Genomic DNA, 16,347 nt, shown 5'->3' on the forward strand with positions numbered 1-16,347 from the left:
CGTCGACCTGGACACGACGGAGCCCCAGGAGAGCCGTGAGGCGTCCTGGGGCTCCGTCGTGTGTCCTACTTGCCCTCCGCCCTGGCCAGGGCGTCGATCGCGGCCAGGGAGCGCCGGGCCTGGTTGCGGTCCGTGGTGTACCAGAAGTCCGGCAGCGAGGCGCGCAGATAGCTGCCGTACCGCGCGGTGGCCAGCCGGGGATCCAGCACGGCCACGACGCCCCTGTCCCCCGTCGCGCGGACGAGACGGCCCGCGCCCTGGGCCATCAGCAGCGCGGAGTGCGTGGCCGCCACCGCCATGAAGCCGTTGCCGCCGGCCTCCTCCACCGCCTTCTGGCGGGCGCTCATCAGCGGGTCGTCGGGCCGGGGGAACGGGATCCGGTCCATGACCACCAGCTGGCAGCTCGGCCCCGGCACATCGACGCCCTGCCAGAGCGAGAGCGTGCCGAAGAGGCAGGTCTCCGGGTCGGCGGCGAAGTTCTTGATCAGCTCGCCGAGGGTCTCCTCGCCCTGGAGCAGGATCGGCTTGTCCAGCCGTCCCCGCAGCTCCTCGGCGGCCGCCTTGGCCCCGCGCATGGACGAGAACAGCCCCAGTGTGCGACCGCCCGCCGCCTCCACCAGCTCGGCCAGCTCGTCGAGCATGTCCGCACGGGAGCCTTCGCGCCCCGGGGTGTTCAGATGGCGGGCGACGTAGAGGATGCCCTGCTTCGGATAGTCGAACGGCGAGCCGACGTCCAGCCCCTTCCACTGCGGGATGTCGTCACCCGCCGTGCCCTCGGGGGCGAGCCCGAGGGACGCCCCCACCCCGTTGAAGTCCCCGCCGAGCTTCAGCGTGGCCGAGGTCAGGACCACGGAGCGCTCGGTGAACAGCTTCTCGCGCAGCAGCCCGGAGACCGAGAGCGGGGCCACCCGCACGGAGGCGCCGAACCGGTCGTGCTGCTCGTACCAGACGACGTCGTACTCCGAGCCCAGGGTGATCCGCTCGGCCACCCCGTGGATCGACTCGACCGAGGCCAGCGCCTGCTTCCGTACGGCGTCCTCGTCCTGGACGGACTTGTCGCGGGTCGCGCCCATCGCGGAGATCACCGTACGGGCCGCGTCGCGCAGCGCCATCAGCGCGTACGCCAGGTCCTCGGGCAGCTCCTCCAGGCGTCCGGGGAGCGCCAGCTCCATCACCCGCTCGAACCCCTCGGCGGCGCTCTGGAGGGCGTCGGCGGCCTTCTCGTTGACCAGCTTCGCCGCCCGCCGGACCGCCCGGTTGACCTGGGACGGGGTCAGCTCGCCGGTGGCGACCCCGGTGACCCGGGAGACCAGCTCATGGGCCTCGTCCACGATCAGCACCTCGTGCGAGGGCAGCACCGGCGCGCCCTCGATGGCGTCGATCGCGAGCAGGGCGTGGTTGGTGACGACCACGTCCGCCAGCTTGGCGCGCTCCCGGGCCGCCTCCGCGAAGCACTCGGGGCCGTACGCGCACTTCGTGGCACCGAGGCACTCGCGCGAGGAGACCGAGACCTGCGCCCAGGCCCGGTCGGAGACGCCCGGCGTCAGGTCGTCCCGGTCCCCCGTCTCCGTGTCGTCCGACCAGTCCCGCAGCCGCAGCAGGTCCTGGCCGAGCTTGCTGGTGGGCGCCGCCGCCTCGAACTGGTCGAAGAGCCCCTCCTCCTCGTCCTGCGGCGCCCCCTCGTGGAGCCGGTGCAGGCAGAGGTAGTTGGAGCGGCCCTTGAGCATCGCGTACTGCGGGCGGCGGCGCAGCAGCGGGTGCAGCGCCTCCACCGTGCGCGGCAGGTCCCGCTCCACCAGCTGGCGCTGGAGGGCGAGGGTGGCCGTGGCCACGACGACCCGCTCCCCGTGCGCCAGCGCCGGCACGAGGTAGCCGAGGGACTTGCCCGTGCCGGTGCCGGCCTGGACCAGCAGGTGGGATTGGTCGTCGACCGCCTCGGCGACGGCCTCGGCCATGGCGGCCTGGCCGGGGCGCTCCGTACCGCCGACGGCGGTGACGGCGGCGTGCAGGAGCTCGGGGAGGGATGGCTTCGTCATAGCCCGACCACCCTACGGCGCACCACTGACAACGGCGGTCACTCCCGGATCCGGGCGGCGGGATGCAGCGGGTTGGGGACCGTGCCGTGGATCGCCGCGTGCGGGCGGCTGGACCGGTCGCGGTAGCCGTCCACGTGGAGCCGGTTGCGGTTGAGACAGAGCCGTTCGATCTCGGGGGTGAGCATGTCGAACAGCTCGAACCGCTCCTTCAGTTCGGGGAAGCGGGCGTGGTGGCGGACGATCTCCGCCCGGACGAGTGACCAGAAGTCGTCCTCGCTCACGCCCAACTGCTCCTCGCAGAGCGGGGAGAGGTAGCGGAAGACGCCGACGAAGAGGCCGGAGTGGATGAACTGGGTGAGGAAGGACGGCTCCTCGGTGAGCAGGACCTCGCGCACCTCGTCGGGCATGGTGTCGTGCTCCGGCAGCGGGTGGGCGCTGATGTTGACGTCGTCGACGAAGTCCTTGATCGCGAGGCGGACGGGGACGTCGTTCTCGTCGAAGACGACGATGGCGTTCTCGCCGTGCGGGGAGAAGACCGTGCCGTAGCGGTAGAGGAAGTGCAGGAGGGGCGGGAGCAGGGCGGCGAAGAGGCGGGTGAGCCAGGCCGCCGGGGTGAGGCCGGAGCGCTCGACCAGCTCGGCGGTGAACGCGCGGCCCGCCGGGTCCGTATGGAGGAGGGAGGCGAGCGTACGGGCACGTTCGCCGGGGGCGAGGCGGGGCGGCAGAGGCTCCCGCCAGATCGCACCGAGGATTTCCTTGTACTGGTACGGGGCTTCGGGGAGGTGGTCGTAGAGCGGGTGCTCCACGGTGACGGAGGCGACCTCGCCGAGCAGGACGACCCGGCAGGTGTCGCGCAGGAACGGGTCGTTCTCGCACAGCCCCTGGACCCAGGCGGTGACGGCGGGGGCGGCGAGGGTCCGCTCGGTGGGCAGGCCGCGCCAGACGAGGGTGTTGAGGATGGAGAGCGGCAGCTTCACCGTGTGCCGGTCGGGGCGGGAGACATTGGCGAAGGTGCGCACGGACTGCTGGGCGAGACGGGCGTCGCCGTCGGTGTGCAGCGCCACGATGTCCCCGTCGGCTATGGCGGGGGCGAAGAGCGGAACGATCCATTCGTCCCACTGCCAGGGGTGTACGGGGAGGTAGAGGTAGCTTTCCGGGTCGAGCCCCCTGGTCTTCAGCTCGGCGGCGAACGCGGCGCGGACGGCGGGGTCCAGCTCCCCGGCGTACAGGTGCTCGGGGGTGGTGAGGCGGCCCACGCCCCGGTACTGCGCGATCCGGGTGCTCACGGCGATCCAGGGCAGCCGGAGGGGGGTGCGGGTCTCGGGGGTGAAGCGGGCCGCGTCGGCGGCGGAGAAGCCGAGCCGCCCCTTGCTCGCCACCAGCCAGGGGTGGCCGGTCTGGTGGCCCTCCAGCTCGGCGTATCCGACGTCCGCCAGCTCCGCCGCGGTGAGGGCGGTGTGGTCGAGCCGGGCGTCGGCGGTGAGGGTGAGGGTCAGTTCGCGGATGAGGTGGCCGAGGGTGGCGCCGTCGAGGCCGAGCAGGGAGCGGGCGCGGGTGAGGAACCGGAGCGGGTCCCGGAACGGCCGGAGCGTCCCGCCCGGAGCGCCGTCGGTGGACGCGTGGTGTCCGGCGGACGCGTGGTGCGAGGAGGCGCCGTTGGAGAGGGGGTTCGCGGGCGGGTGGGCCGTGCCGATGGAGTCGGGGTCGACGCGCCAGCTCCCGTACACGCCCCGGCGGGCGGTGAAGCGCAGCTCCGTACCGTCGTCGAGGGTGAGGGAGTGCAGGCGGCCGTCGCCGGGCCGTCGTTCGGGCTCGATGATCTCCTCGTACGCGAACTCACCGAGCATCTTGGCGAGCAGCCGCGCCGCGGCCCGGTCCCAGACCTGCCGGTTCAGCTCCGGGGGGCTGAGCAGCGGGCGGGGCTCGGCTGCGTCATGGCTCGCGGGATATGTCGGCACGGGGACTCCTCCGGGTGGAACCGATGGGGTTCGAGCGGTGTGGACGGTGCGATGCGATGTTCACAGGTGATCGCGGTACGTTCGGTCGCGGATCATCAGGGCGGCACGTTTGTCGGGGAGGTCCACCTCGGCGGAGAACCGGAATCCGGCGCTCAGGAAGGCCGCTACGGACGGGGTGTTCCGCAGGTCCGGCTCCGCGACGACCCGCCCGCTCCGCGGCAGGTTGTCCAGGGCGAGGTCGGCCACGGCGCGGAGCAGGGTGGTGCCCAGGCCCTTCCCTCGGTGGTTCACGCCCCCGATGAGGAGGTGGATGCCGGTGTCGTGGAGGCGGGCCGGGTAGTGGCGGGCCAGCGGGTCCAGGTCGGCCCGGTAGATCTCCCAGTAGCTCATGGGCGTTCCGTCGAGCACGCCGAGGCAGGGGATGGAGCGGCCGTCCCCTTCGAGCTGGGTCCTGATGTGGTCGGCGGTGACGGAGTCGGGCCCGGCCAGCTCCCAGAAGGCGGCGACGGCGGGGGCGTTCATCCACCGGCTGATCAGGGCGAGGTCGCGCTCCAGGACCACCGGGACCAGGTGGAACACCCCGGCCCCGGTGGCCGCTCCGGGCCAGGTGCCCGGGTCGGTGAGCAGTTCGCCGGAGGACGCGCTTCCGGTGGCCGCAGCCGCCCGGCCCCGGTCCTGGCCGGTGAGAGCGAGCAACTCCTCGGTGAGTTTCAGGTCGAGAGTGTCCTCGGTGCCGGTGCCTGCCCCTGTGCCTGCGCCCGGCCCTGCGGTTCCGGGGCGGGGCTCCGGAGGCGGACCGGCCGGTTCCGGAGACATGTCGGCGGGATCCGGAGGTGCGTCGGCCGCTTCCGGCGGCGCCGTGTCGGATTCCGCGGGCGCGTCGGCGGGAGGCACAGGGGCACTCTCCTCTCTGGAGCGGGCGGCCGACGCGGTCGCGGCCGGCCCCTCTAGGCGTGCAGTGGGTTGGCGATGGAGACGTAGACGGACTGGGTGTCGACCGGGCCGACCAGCTCGTCGAGTCCGTGCAGCCTGGTCAGCAGGTTGGCTTTGCAGCGCAGTTGGCCGTGGTCCAGAAGATACGCGGGCAGGGGCGAGCCCAGTTCGGCCGCCTCGGTGAGGAACCGGCGCAGTACGGTGAGGAGTTCCCGCTCGTCCGCGAGCCGCTGGGCGCCGAACGCGCCGATCAGGCCGAGGACGTTGTTGATGCCCAGGTAGTAGGCGAACCGCTCGTCGGTGACCGGGTCGGAGACGAAGGTGTCGCTGACGGTGCCGATCCCCGGAAGCCGCCGTTCCAGCTCCTCGCGACGGGAGTCGCGGAAGTAGTAGCCCTGGTTGTCGCGGTAGCGGCCGCCGACCGGCCAGCCGTCCGGGTCGAGCAGGACCAGGGTGTTCTGCTGGTGGGCTTCGAGGGCGACCCCGGCGTGGGCGTCGAGCCAGAGGACGGGGCGTACGACCTTGTCCAGATAGCGACGGAACCATTCGGCGGAGACCTCGGCTGCCGTGAGCCCGGTGCGGGCGGCCAGGGCGGTGACGGCCTCGGCAAGCCGGGAGCGCATCTCCGGCCTGCCGGGTCGGGGGCGCTGGGCGGTGAGCCCGGCGATGCAGACGGCGTCGTCGCCGGGCCCGAAGGGGTTCTGCCGGAGCATCACGTCGAGGCCGGTGACGGGGGCGCCCTCGGGGTCGTCGACGGCGAGCCAGGCGGGGTCGCGGACGATGTCGAATCCGGGATGCTCCCGCTGCCAGCTGTCGGCGAGGCCGGTGGAGAGGAGGCGGTGGACCTCGACGCCCCGGTGCAGCTCCTTGCGGAGGTTCTCCCGGCGGGAGTTGGTGATGCGGACGCCGAGGGAGAGCTTGAGCATGACGCGGGCGCCGGGGCGGTGCACGGTGCGGATGGACGAGGTGGGGTGCCAGGGGTCACCGTACGGACCGAGGTCGTGCAGCAGGCCGGACTCCTGGAGCGCGGCGACCTGAGGGCGGCTCAGCAGGTCGGCGGCCTGCCAGGGGTGGAGCGGTACGGCGGCGGTGCCGGGCGGCAGACGCAGTCCCTCGCGGTGCGGGGCGAGCAGTTCCTCGGCGGATGCCGGACCGCCGTCGGTCCAGGCGGAGTCGGTGGCGGTGAGGGAGCGGTCGACGGCGAACCAGTGGAGCGGGAAGGTGCCGTGCAGCTCGGGCGAGTAGCGCCGGACCTCCGCCTCGGAGAGCCCTTCGCGGCTCTTGGGGGTGGGGTGGAGGGGGTGGCCGAGGAGAAGGGACTGCTCGGCGGTGAGGAAGAGGTCGGTGTCGGCCGGTTCCGCGGGGTGGCGGCGGCGCTCCTCGACGAACCCGGCGGTGTGGCGTACGGAGTCGGCGACCCGGGCGACCAGGTCGGCGGAGCCGTTGCGGTCGGCCTCGCGGCCGATGAGGACGGCGACGGTGACGGCGTCGGCGGGCGGGGCCTTCTCGGGGGCGCCCTCCAGGACCGGGGGGCCGAAGCGGTGGGCTCCGGTGGCGGACCAGTAGGCGACGGGGACGAGGAGGGCGGTGCCGGTGGCGGGGAAGGCGACGCGCAGGGTGTCGTCCTCGGGGCGGGGCAGGTCGTTCTCCCGGATCCAGCACCGCAGCAGGCTCTCGGTCCCGGCGGCGTCGGCGGCCCGCAGCGGGTCGGGGTGGTCCAGGGGGTCGTCGCCGTACGGGAGTTCGCCGCCCGGAAACACCGGGGCGGCCAAGTCGCCTTCGTACGGCGCTTTCTGACGGGGCACGGTCGTCGTCGCCTCGACCGTGCCGGGGGCGGCCGGTCCGTCCTGCCCTCGGTGCTGGGGGGTCCCGGGGCCGTCGGCCTCGGGCGCGGGGGTGGGGTTCACGGCGGTCTTCCTTGTGGTTCGCGGGGGATCAGGAGGTCAGCGCGGCGGTGGCCCGGCGGTGCGGTGAACGCTCCGCGGCCGCCAGCGCGTCGGCCAGCCGGTCGACGACGGCACTCGCCTGCTCGTCGGTGAGGGTGAGCGGGGGCAGCAGGCGGACCACGGCGCTGTGCCGGCCGCCCAGTTCGACGATGAGGCCGCGGTCCAGGCACTCCTGCTGGACGGCGCGGGCGAGGACCGGGTCCGGCGGCGGGGCCGGGGCGGGGTCGTCGGCCTCGGCCCGCAGGGGCGCGGCTTCGGGGTCCACCAGCTCCAGGCCGATCATCAGTCCGCGCCCCCGTACGTCGCCGATCCCCGGATGGTCCGCCCGCAACGTCCGCAGGCTGTCGAGCATCCGGGCCCCCAAGGCCGCCGCCCGGTCCGCCAGCCCGTTCTCCCGGACGTACGCGAGGGTGGCCGCGCCCGCCGCCATGGCGAGCTGGTTGCCACGAAACGTACCCGCGTGGGCGCCCGGCTGCCAGAGGTCCAGCTCAGAGCGGTAGACGATCACCGCGAGCGGGAGGGAGCCGCCGATCGCCTTGGAGAGGACCATGACGTCCGGGACGATCCCGCTGTGCTCCACGGCCCAGAAGGCGCCGGTCCGGCCGACGCCGGTCTGCACCTCGTCGGCGATGAGCGGGATGGACCGGGCGCGGGTGATCTCGCGCATCCTGCGGAGCCAGGCGTCCGGGGCGGGGTTGACGCCGCCCTCGCCCTGGACCGGCTCCACGATCATCCCCGCCGGGGCCGGGACACCGCCCTTCTCGTCGTCGAGCAGCTGCTCGGTCCAGCGGGCGGCGAGGGCGGCACCGCGCTCGCCGCCGACGCCGAACGGGCAGCGGTAGTCCTGCGGGAAGGGCAGCCGGGTCACCTTCACGTCGCGGGCACCGCCGGAGGCCTCCAGCGCCCCGGCCGTCATGCCGTGGTACGCGCCGGTGAAGGTCAGCAGGCCCTCGCGCCCGGTCGCGGCGCGGACCAGCTTGAACGCCGCCTCGACCGCGTCCGTACCGGCGGGGCCGCAGAACTGGATGCGGGCGTTCTCCGCGAACTCGCGCGGCAGGGTGGCGAACAGCTCGGTGGTGAAGGCGTCCTTGACCGGGGTGGCGAGGTCGAGTACATGGAGGGGGGCGCCGGAGTCGATGACCTTCCGGATGGCTTCGAGCACGACCGGGTGGTTGTGGCCGAGTGCCAGGGTGCCCGCGCCCGAGAGACAGTCCAGATAGCGCCGTCCGTCCGCGCCCTCGATGGTGAGCCCGCGCGCCCGGACCGGGACGATCGGCAGGGACCGCGCATAGGTGCGGGCGGCCGACTCGCGCAGCGACTGGCGGCGGAGGATGCCCTCGTGCACGGGGGGCGCGGGAGGCGGGGCCACCGGAGCGGGTTCGGTCACGGACACGGCTCTTGTTCCTCCTGCGGTAACAGTTGCGTTGCACGTCGGTACGGATGCGTGCGGGCGGAGTGCGGGGGTGAACGCTGTCCTGGTGTCCCCCGTACGTACCAACGACGCCGACCGCAAGGGATCACGGGTACACCGGAACGTCCTTGGCGGGAACGGAACCGCGGACCTGCCGCGTACCGTCCCCATCGGCACCGGCATAGTGGGGGGCCGCACCGGGCGCCGGAAGCACCTGCTCCACGGCCCGGAGTGTCCGAAAAGCAGCACGGAGTACCGAGTGACGAAGTCCCAGGGGGATCACGACATGCGAACCGTTCGCCCGACCGATACCGCGCGCCGCGGCAGGCGCGTGCGCCGGATGCCCTCCGGTGTGCTCGCCGCCACGGCGGTCGCCGCCGTCCTGGCGCTCACCGCCACCGCCTGCGGTCCGGAGGAGGACAACGCGGGCGGTACGACGCCCAGCGCCTCGGCCGAACCGTCGTCCGACGGAAAGATCGCCATCCCGGACGACCTGAAGAACCGGCTCAAGGAGCACGGGATCGACCCGGACAAGTGGCGGGACGGCGAGTGGAAGAACTGGGACAAGGACAAGTGGCTGCGTGAGGCCAAGGACTTCGTCAACCCGATCATCGAGGACCTCTGGGACCCGGACCGGATGCGGGAGGCCGAGACGCCCCCGGAGGCCCCGGTCGACAACGACATCTCCGGCGACGACGGCGTGACGGACCCGACGCCCGCCCCCGTGCGGGCGGCCGGGGTCGCGACGCCGTACCACGACAACGCGCCGGAGTCCGGGAAGCTGCTCTTCGACGGCCCCCAGGGCTCGATGGTCTGCTCCGCGACCGTGGTGAAGGACCCGGCCAACCCGGGCAAGTCCAACATGGTGTGGACCGCCGGGCACTGTGTGCACGCGGGCAAGAAGGGCGGCTGGTACCGCAACATCGCCTTCGTCCCGTCGTACAACAACAACGGTCTCTCGCTGACGGAGCTGGAGACCGCGCCCAAGGAGAAGATCGCTCCCTACGGCGTGTGGTGGGGCCGGTGGGCCCAGACCTCCGAGCAGTGGATCACCGAGGGCGCGGCGACCGGCGGGCAGGGTGCCCCGTACGACTTCGCGGTGCTGCACGTGACGCCGGAGAAGGGGTCGACGGGCAAGTCGCTGGAGGAGACGGTCGGTTCGGCGCTGCCGGTCGAGTTCAACGCTCCGGCCGTCCCGCAGATCCCCGACATGACGGCCACCGGCTACCCGGCCGCGCCGCCGTTCGACGGGCAGCAGCTGCTCCAGTGCAAGGACAAGCCGGGCCGGCTGTCGGTCCGCCGGGACGAGCCGACGATGTACCGCATCGGCTGCACGATGACCGGTGGTTCCTCCGGCGGCGGCTGGGTCGCGGCCGGGTCGGACGGCAAGCCCGCCCTGGTCTCGAACACCTCGATCGGCCCGGTCTCGGCGGGCTGGCTGGCCGGTCCCCGGCTCGGCAAGGAGGCCGAGGGCGTCTACCGCGCGGTGAGCGAGAAGTACGCCGGTCAGTAGGGCTCTCCCGCCCGGCCGACCACCCCGAACACCGTTCCGCCGCCCGGCGGGACGGTGTTCGGCGTTCCGGCGGGTACACGGAAGGCGACCGGGCACCGCGTTCCGTGCGGCCATGACGGAGAGGCAGGGTGATGACCGATTCCACGATGAGGGCGGTGGGCTGGGCGCAGTCCTTCCCCATATCCCAAGGGGTACGGGCGGGACGGCACTGGGCGCGCGAGCACCTCGCATCCCTGGAGTGGGCCGAGGGTTCGCCGGACACGGTGGACTCGGTGCTCATCGCCGTCTCGGAGCTGATCACCAACGCGCACCGGCACGCCCACAGCGACGCCCAGCTCGTGCTGACCTGGGACAGCGCGTGCCTGCACGTCAGCGTCCACGACTCCAGTCCGCAGCCGCCCACGCCACGGGACGCGGACCCCGGGGCGCTCGGCGGCCGGGGCATGGCCATCGTCGACGCGCTGGCCGACAGCTGGCACCACCATCCGCAGCGCGACGGCAAGACCGTGACCGCGTGCTTCGTGCCGCCGGGGTACGGGGACGGGGACGCGGCGGACGGTTCCGGTACGACGGGGCGGGCGTGAACGCGACGGCGGTACGGCGGGGGCGGGCGTGAACGACGGTCGTACGGCGGTACGACGGCGAGGGCGAGGGCGAGGGCAGGACCGACGGTTCGACGGCGAGGGCGGGGCCGATGCCGGAGGGGCTGGACGGCGCCGCAGCGGGCGTGAACGCGAGGACGCCCGGCCGGGGTTTCCCGGTCGGGCGTCCTCGTCACGGCCCGGTCCGCCGTACGGCGGTCAGGGCGCGGGTGATCAGTGCGCGGCGGGGACGAATGTCCCCAGCTCCGCCGCCAGTTCCTCGTGGACCTGGGCCTTGAGCAGGGTGCCCTCGGGGGTGTGCTCCTCGGAGAGGACCTCGCCCTCGGCGTGCACCCGGGAGACCAGAGCCCCCTGGATGTACGGCACGAGCACCTCGATCTCGACGGACGGGCGCGGCAGCTCGGCGTCGATGAGCGCGAGCAGCTCGTCGATGCCCTCGCCGGTCCGGGCCGAGACCGCGATGGCGTACTTCTCGTTGCGCAGGAGCCGCTGGAGGACCAGCGGGTCCGCCGCGTCCGCCTTGTTGATCACGACGATCTCGCGCACGTCGACCGCGCCGACGTCACGGATCACCTCGCGGACCGCGGCGAGCTGCTCCTCCGGCACCGGGTGCGAGCCGTCCACCACGTGCAGGATGAGATCGGACTCCCCGACCTCCTCCATGGTGGAGCGGAACGCCTCGACCAGGTGGTGCGGCAGATGCCGGACGAACCCGACGGTGTCGGCCAGGGTGTAGATCCGGCCGCTCGGGGTCTCGGCCCGGCGCACGGTCGGGTCCAGGGTGGCGAACAGGGCGTTCTCCACCAGGACACCGGCGCCGGTGAGGCGGTTGAGCAGCGAGGACTTGCCCGCGTTGGTGTAGCCCGCGATGGCGACGGAGGGCACCTTGTTGCGCTTGCGCTCCTGCCGCTTGATCTCGCGGCCGGTCTTCATCTCCGCGATCTCCCGGCGCATCTTCGCCATCTTCTCGCGGATCCGCCGCCGGTCCGTCTCGATCTTGGTCTCACCGGGACCACGGGTGGCCATGCCTCCACCGCCGCTGGAACCGCCGCCGCCCATCTGACGGGAGAGCGACTGACCCCAGCCGCGCAGCCGCGGCAGCATGTACTGCATCTGCGCCAGGGAGACCTGTGCCTTGCCCTCCCGGGACTTGGCGTGCTGGGCGAAGATGTCGAGGATGAGGGCGGTGCGGTCGACCACCTTCACCTTGACGACGTCTTCCAGGTGGATCAGCTGGCCGGGGCTCAGCTCACCGTCGCAGACGACGGTGTCGGCGCCGGATTCGAGGACGATGTCCCGCAGCTCCAGCGCCTTGCCGGAACCGATGTAGGTCGCGGGGTCGGGCTTGTCGCGCCGCTGGTACACCGCGTCCAGCACCTGGGCGCCGGCCGTCTCGGCGAGGGCGGCCAGCTCCGCGAGGGAGATCTCCGCGTCCCGCACCGTCCCCGAGGTCCAGACACCGACCAGCACGACGCGCTCCAGGCGCAGCTGTCGGTACTCGACCTCGGTGACGTCCTCGAGCTCCGTGGAGAGACCGGCGACGCGCCGCAGCGCGGCACGCTCGGAGCGGTCCAGCTGATCGCCGTCGCGCGCTCCGTCGATCTCCTGGCTCCAGGCGACGTCCTCTTCCATCAGGGCGTCGGCCCGAAGGCCCTCGGTGAGGCTCCCGGGGGTGCTGTCCGTGGCGCTCCGCGCGTCCTGCGCGTCCTGGGGAAGGGAAGAAGAGGAGGTCATTGGATCCTTACGTCGATAGAAGTCTTTACGTCAGTCACAACGTGTGATCTTTCCGGATGATTCCCGATCACCACCGCCGGGCCTTCCCGTGCGGTCCGCCGTACCGACCTGTCGATAGTGGCACGGCCCCGCCGGGCCCGTCACCGGGGTTTTCCCCCACGGTCACGGCCGGGGTTTCCCCCGCGCTCACGGGGTGGCAGCAGGTTGAGCCGCGCGCCAGTCGGGGTGACCGGGCATGGGCGGGGTCTTCTCCCCGTACAGCCATCCCTCGAAGAAGGCCGTGAGGTCCCGTCCGGCGATGCCGGAGGCGAGCCGGGTGAAGTCCTCGGTGGTCGCCGTGGAGTCCCGGTGGACGCGGACCCAGGCGCGCTGCAGCCGGTCGAAGGCCGCCGCACCGATCTCCTGGCGCAGGGCGTAGAGGATCAGGGCGCTGCCGTCGTAGACGACCGGGCGGAAGAGGCTCAGCTTCTCGCCCTCGGCCGGGGCGTCCGGGCGCGCCGGAGGGCCGCCGTCCGCCCGCCAGCCGTCGGACAGCTTGTATGCCTCGCGCATCCGCCGCTCCAGGGTCACTCCCCCGCTCTCCTCGGCGTGCAGGGCCTCGTACCAGGTGGCGTGCCCCTCGTTGAGCCAGAGGTCGGACCAGGTGGCGGGCGAGACGCTGTTGCCGAACCACTGGTGGGCCAGCTCGTGGATCATCACGGAGTCGACGTACCACTCGGGGTAGGCGGGCTCGGTGAAGAACGACTTGCCGAAGAGCGAGAGCGTCTGGGTCTCCAGGGCGAAGCCGATGCGGCTGTCCGCGACGAGGACTCCGTACGACTCGAAGGGGTAGCGGCCGACCCGCCGCTCCATCCACTCCAGCTGGGCCGGGGTCTTCTTCAGCCAGGGCTCCATCTTTTTGCGGTCGGCGGCCGGGACGACGTCGCGCAGCGGCAGTCCGTGGGGGCCGGTGTGGTGGTGGACGTGGGAGCGGCCGATGGAGACCTGGGCCAGTTCGGTGGCCATGGGGTGCTCGGTGCGGTACGTCCAGGTGGTGGTCGTGCCGTGACGGGTGTGGCCCGCGGGCAGCCCGTTGGCGACGGCCGTGAGGTCCTTGGGGGCGGTGATACGGAAGGTGAAGTGCGCCTTGTCCGAGGGGTGGTCGTTGCTCGGGAAGACCCGGTGGGCGGCGTCGGCCTGGTTGGCCATGGCGAGGCCGTCGGCCGTACGGATCCAGCCCCCGTTGCCCGCGGTCCCGGCCGGGTCGCTGGTGTGCCGGACGGTGATGTCGAGCGGTACGCCCGCGGGGAGGCGGCGGGGGGCCTGGACGACGAGGTCCTCGTTCCTGCTCCCGAAGTCGGCGGCCCGCCCGTTGACCTCGACGCCCTGGACGGTGCCCCGGGCGAAGTCGAGGTTGATCCGGTCCAGCGGTGCGGTGGTGCGGGCCGCGATCTTGGTGACGGCGTCCAGGGGCTTGGTGTTGCTGCCGTGGTAGGTGAAGGCGATGTCGTACGCGAGGACGTCGTACCCGGGGTTGCCCAGCTCGGGGAAGAGCCGGTCACCGATGCCCAGCGGCTCGGGGTCGGGCAGGGCGGCAGCGGCGACGAGGGTGAGCGACGCGGTGGCCAGGAGGGCGGCGCGCAGACGGCGGGAGAGGTGCGGCATGGACTACCGCTATCAGCGCGGGGCGCGCTCCCGGCGACGCCGCGCGCCGCACCACCCGAACGGGGCGGCCCCGGGGGCGCTCCGGTGACGCATCCCGGCTGGTGGCGGCCGGGGGGCTGGGGCCGGGGGCGGGTGACCCCGAACCCATCACGCCCGGTGGCCGGGGGTCAGCCGGTGGCGGGCGGGTGCTGGGCCCGGCTGACGTCGTAGACCCCGGCGACCTCGCGCATGGCCCGCATCAGCGCAGGCAGCCCGGCGGCGTCGGGGAGTTGGAGGGTGTAGGTGTGCCGGACCCGCTGCTCGCTGGGCGGTTCGACGGTGGCGGAGACGATGGCCGCGTCGGCCGTGGCGATCACCTCGGTGAGGTCGGCCAGCAGCCGGGGCCGCCCGAAGGACTCCGCGACGAGGGTGACCCGGCAGCCCGCGGCGTCGCTCCCGCCGTCCTCGGCGCGCCAGCGGGCCGCGACGGGGGCGCGCCCGATCTCCCGCATCCGGGCCACGGCGGGACACTCCTGGCGGTGCACGGTGACGGCGCCGCCCCGGATCACGATGCCGACCACCTCGTCCGGGGGCACCGGCGTACAGCAGCCTGCCAGGCGGGTGGGGCTGTCGGTGCCGTCGACCACGACGCCCGCGGCGCTCCCTCCGGACCGGGTGCGGGCGGGCGCGGCGGGCTGCGGGCCGCCGGGGGCCGGTTCCGTACGGTCATCGGCGCCGTCCGCTCCCCCGGCCTCCGGCACCGGAACCGGACGGCCGGAGTCCGCGGCCTCGGGCCCGGAGGCTTCGGAGCCCCCGGCCTCCGGTCCAGCGGCCTCCAGGTGCGCGGTGAGCCAGCCGGTGATCGCGATGCGGGCGGCGGGGGTGCGGGCGTGGTCGAGCCACTCGGGGGACGGGCCGGATGCGGTGTCCTGGGCGAGCAGCAGCTGCACGGTGTCGCCGTCGCTGAGGACGGTGCTCAGGGTGGCCAGGCGGCCGTTGACCCGGGCCCCGATACAGGCGTGGGCCCGCTCCCCGTGCTGGGCGTAGGCGGCGTCGACGCAGCTGGCCCCGGCGGGCAGGCCGAGGGTGCGGCCGTCGGTGCGGAAGACGGTGATCTCGCGGTCCTGGGCGAGGTCGGCGCGGAGCGTGGTCCAGAAGGTGTCCGGGTCGGTGGCGGACTCCTGCCAGTCCAGCAGCCGGGAGAGCCAGCCGGGCCGGGTCGGGTCGGCGCGCTCGTCGGAGGGCTCGGTCTGCGGGGCGGCGGGTCCCTGGGCGTACGGGTTGCCCAGGGCGACGACGCCCGCCTCCGCCACCTTGTGCATCCGGTGCGTACGGATGAGGACTTCGGCCACCGCGCCCCCGGGTCCGGCGACGGCGGTGTGCAGCGACTGGTACAGGTTGAACTTGGGGGCGGCGATGAAGTCCTTGAACTCGGAGATCACCGGGGTGAAGCAGGTGTGCAGCTCACCGAGGACCGCGTAGCAGTCGGCGTCCTCCCCGACCAGGACGAGCAGCCGGCCGAAGTCGGTGGGGCGCAGCTCGCCGCGTTTGCGGCGGACCCGGTGGACGGAGACGAAGTGGCGCGGCCTGATGAGGACTTCGGCGGTGATGCCCGCCTCCCGCAGGGTCGTCCGTACGTTGCCGGCGATGGCGGACAGGGGGTCCTCGCCGCCCGTGGCACCGGCAATGAGGGCGCGGGTCTCCTCGTACCCCTCGGGGTCCAGGATGGCGAAGACCAGGTCCTCCAGCTCGGTCTTGAGCGCCTGGACGCCGAGGCGTTCCGCCAGCGGGATGAGGACGTCCCGGGTGACCTTGGCGATCCGGGCCTGCTTCTCGGGGCGCATCACGGTGAGGGTGCGCATGTTGTGCAGCCGGTCGGCCAGTTTGATCGACATGACCCGGACGTCGTTGCCGGTGGCGACGAGCATCTTGCGGAAGGTCTCGGGCTCGGCGGCGGCGCCGTAGTCGACCTTCTCCAGCTTGGTGACGCCGTCGACGAGGTAACGGACCTCCTCGCCGAACTGCTCCCCCACCTGATCGAGCGTCACCTCGGTGTCCTCGACGGTGTCGTGGAGGAGGGAGGCGGTCAGGGTGGTGGTCTCGGCGCCCAGCTCCGCGAGGATCAGGGTGACGGCCAGCGGGTGCGTGATGTAGGGCTCGCCGCTCTTGCGCATCTGGCCCCGGTGCGAGGACTCCGCGAGGACGTAGGCGCGGTGCAGGATGGCCAGGTCGGCGTCGGGGTGGTGGGCCCGGTGCGCCTCCGCGACATGGCTGATGGCGGCGGGCAGCCGGTCGCGGGGGACCGGGCCGAGCAGCGCCACCCGGCCCAGTCTGCGCAGATCGATCCTGGGCCGGCTCCGCCTGCGGGGCACAGCGGCGGGGTCGGCGGCCTCTGCACTCATGGGGGGCACCTCCGGCAACGTCGACCGGCGGTGGGGAGGGGCGGATGCCGCTCCGGGCCGGTGCTTGATGCTATCGACCCCACCACGTGGCGCAGTCCGGCTCTCGCCCAGCGTGAAACGGATCACCCATTCGAGCGAAGCCCGGACCGATCACCGTTTCGAGCCGGGAGCCCCGGGGCGTGCCTGCCG

10 protein-coding genes are annotated in these 16,347 nt (G+C 73.1%); 2 read left to right on the plus strand and 8 right to left on the minus strand.

The features are described 5' to 3' along the window. Window positions 1-65: 65 nt before the first annotated feature. From DJ476_RS07080 to DJ476_RS07100, 5 genes are read right to left on the minus strand one after another with little or no spacing between them, the layout of a single operon-like run. Window positions 66-2,036: an ATP-dependent DNA helicase gene (locus DJ476_RS07080; RefSeq protein WP_103420328.1), complete on the minus strand. Its 1,971-nt coding sequence runs from the start codon at window positions 2,034-2,036 to the stop codon at window positions 66-68. 38 nt (window positions 2,037-2,074) lie between these two features. Further along, window positions 2,075-3,994 (minus strand): IucA/IucC family protein, encoded by a 1,920-nt coding sequence (locus DJ476_RS07085; RefSeq protein WP_112490124.1) that lies wholly within the window; start codon window positions 3,992-3,994, stop codon window positions 2,075-2,077. A 60-nt stretch (window positions 3,995-4,054) separates the two neighbouring features. Beyond that, window positions 4,055-4,888 (minus strand): GNAT family N-acetyltransferase, encoded by an 834-nt coding sequence (locus tag DJ476_RS07090; RefSeq protein ID WP_208853478.1) that lies wholly within the window; start codon window positions 4,886-4,888, stop codon window positions 4,055-4,057. Window positions 4,889-4,941: 53 nt separating this feature from the next. Further along, a complete protein-coding gene (locus DJ476_RS07095) occupies window positions 4,942-6,834 on the minus strand; it encodes an IucA/IucC family protein (protein WP_112490125.1) in 1,893 nt (630 codons plus the stop codon). A gap of 28 nt (window positions 6,835-6,862) precedes the next feature. Beyond that, complete coding sequence (locus DJ476_RS07100) at window positions 6,863-8,266, minus strand: diaminobutyrate--2-oxoglutarate transaminase family protein (RefSeq protein ID WP_112490126.1); 1,404 nt, start codon at window positions 8,264-8,266, stop codon at window positions 6,863-6,865. 358 nt (window positions 8,267-8,624) lie between these two features. Between DJ476_RS07100 and DJ476_RS07105 the strand changes: the two genes are divergently transcribed. Next, window positions 8,625-9,797, plus strand: coding sequence for a trypsin-like serine peptidase (locus DJ476_RS07105; RefSeq protein ID WP_112492461.1), 1,173 nt, complete (start codon window positions 8,625-8,627; stop codon window positions 9,795-9,797). Window positions 9,798-9,928: 131 nt separating this feature from the next. Next, complete coding sequence (locus tag DJ476_RS07110) at window positions 9,929-10,381, plus strand: ATP-binding protein (RefSeq protein WP_181006627.1); 453 nt, start codon at window positions 9,929-9,931, stop codon at window positions 10,379-10,381. 231 nt (window positions 10,382-10,612) lie between these two features. Here the strand turns inward: DJ476_RS07110 and hflX are convergent, their stop codons facing one another. The 3 genes from hflX to DJ476_RS07125 all read right to left on the minus strand — a co-directional run bounded on the left by hflX (window position 10,613) and on the right by DJ476_RS07125 (window position 16,158). Then, window positions 10,613-12,133, minus strand: coding sequence for a GTPase HflX (gene hflX, locus DJ476_RS07115; RefSeq protein ID WP_019762236.1), 1,521 nt, complete (start codon window positions 12,131-12,133; stop codon window positions 10,613-10,615). 186 nt (window positions 12,134-12,319) lie between these two features. Beyond that, window positions 12,320-13,777 carry a M1 family metallopeptidase gene (locus tag DJ476_RS07120; protein ID WP_103420318.1) on the minus strand — a complete coding sequence of 486 codons (1,458 nt, stop codon included), beginning with the start codon at window positions 13,775-13,777 and terminating at the stop codon, window positions 12,320-12,322. Window positions 13,778-13,944: 167 nt separating this feature from the next. Beyond that, window positions 13,945-16,158, minus strand: coding sequence for a RelA/SpoT family protein (locus DJ476_RS07125; RefSeq protein WP_112490127.1), 2,214 nt, complete (start codon window positions 16,156-16,158; stop codon window positions 13,945-13,947). Window positions 16,159-16,347 lie beyond the last annotated feature (189 nt).

Source organism: Streptomyces bacillaris (assembly GCF_003268675.1).
In the GTDB taxonomy this organism is placed as follows: domain Bacteria; phylum Actinomycetota; class Actinomycetes; order Streptomycetales; family Streptomycetaceae; genus Streptomyces; species Streptomyces bacillaris.

Bases quoted from the DNA above. Each gene is read 5' to 3' on its own strand.
- DJ476_RS07080 (WP_103420328.1), bottom strand. From the start codon at position 2,036: ATGACGAAGCCATCCCTCCCCGAGCTCCTGCACGCCGCCGTCACCGCC.
- DJ476_RS07105 (WP_112492461.1), top strand. From the start codon at position 8,625: ATGCCCTCCGGTGTGCTCGCCGCCACGGCGGTCGCCGCCGTCCTGGCG.
- DJ476_RS07110 (WP_181006627.1), top strand. From the start codon at position 9,929: ATGACCGATTCCACGATGAGGGCGGTGGGCTGGGCGCAGTCCTTCCCC.
- hflX (WP_019762236.1), bottom strand. From the start codon at position 12,133: ATGACCTCCTCTTCTTCCCTTCCCCAGGACGCGCAGGACGCGCGGAGC.
- DJ476_RS07120 (WP_103420318.1), bottom strand. From the start codon at position 13,777: ATGCCGCACCTCTCCCGCCGTCTGCGCGCCGCCCTCCTGGCCACCGCG.
- DJ476_RS07125 (WP_112490127.1), bottom strand. From the start codon at position 16,158: ATGAGTGCAGAGGCCGCCGACCCCGCCGCTGTGCCCCGCAGGCGGAGC.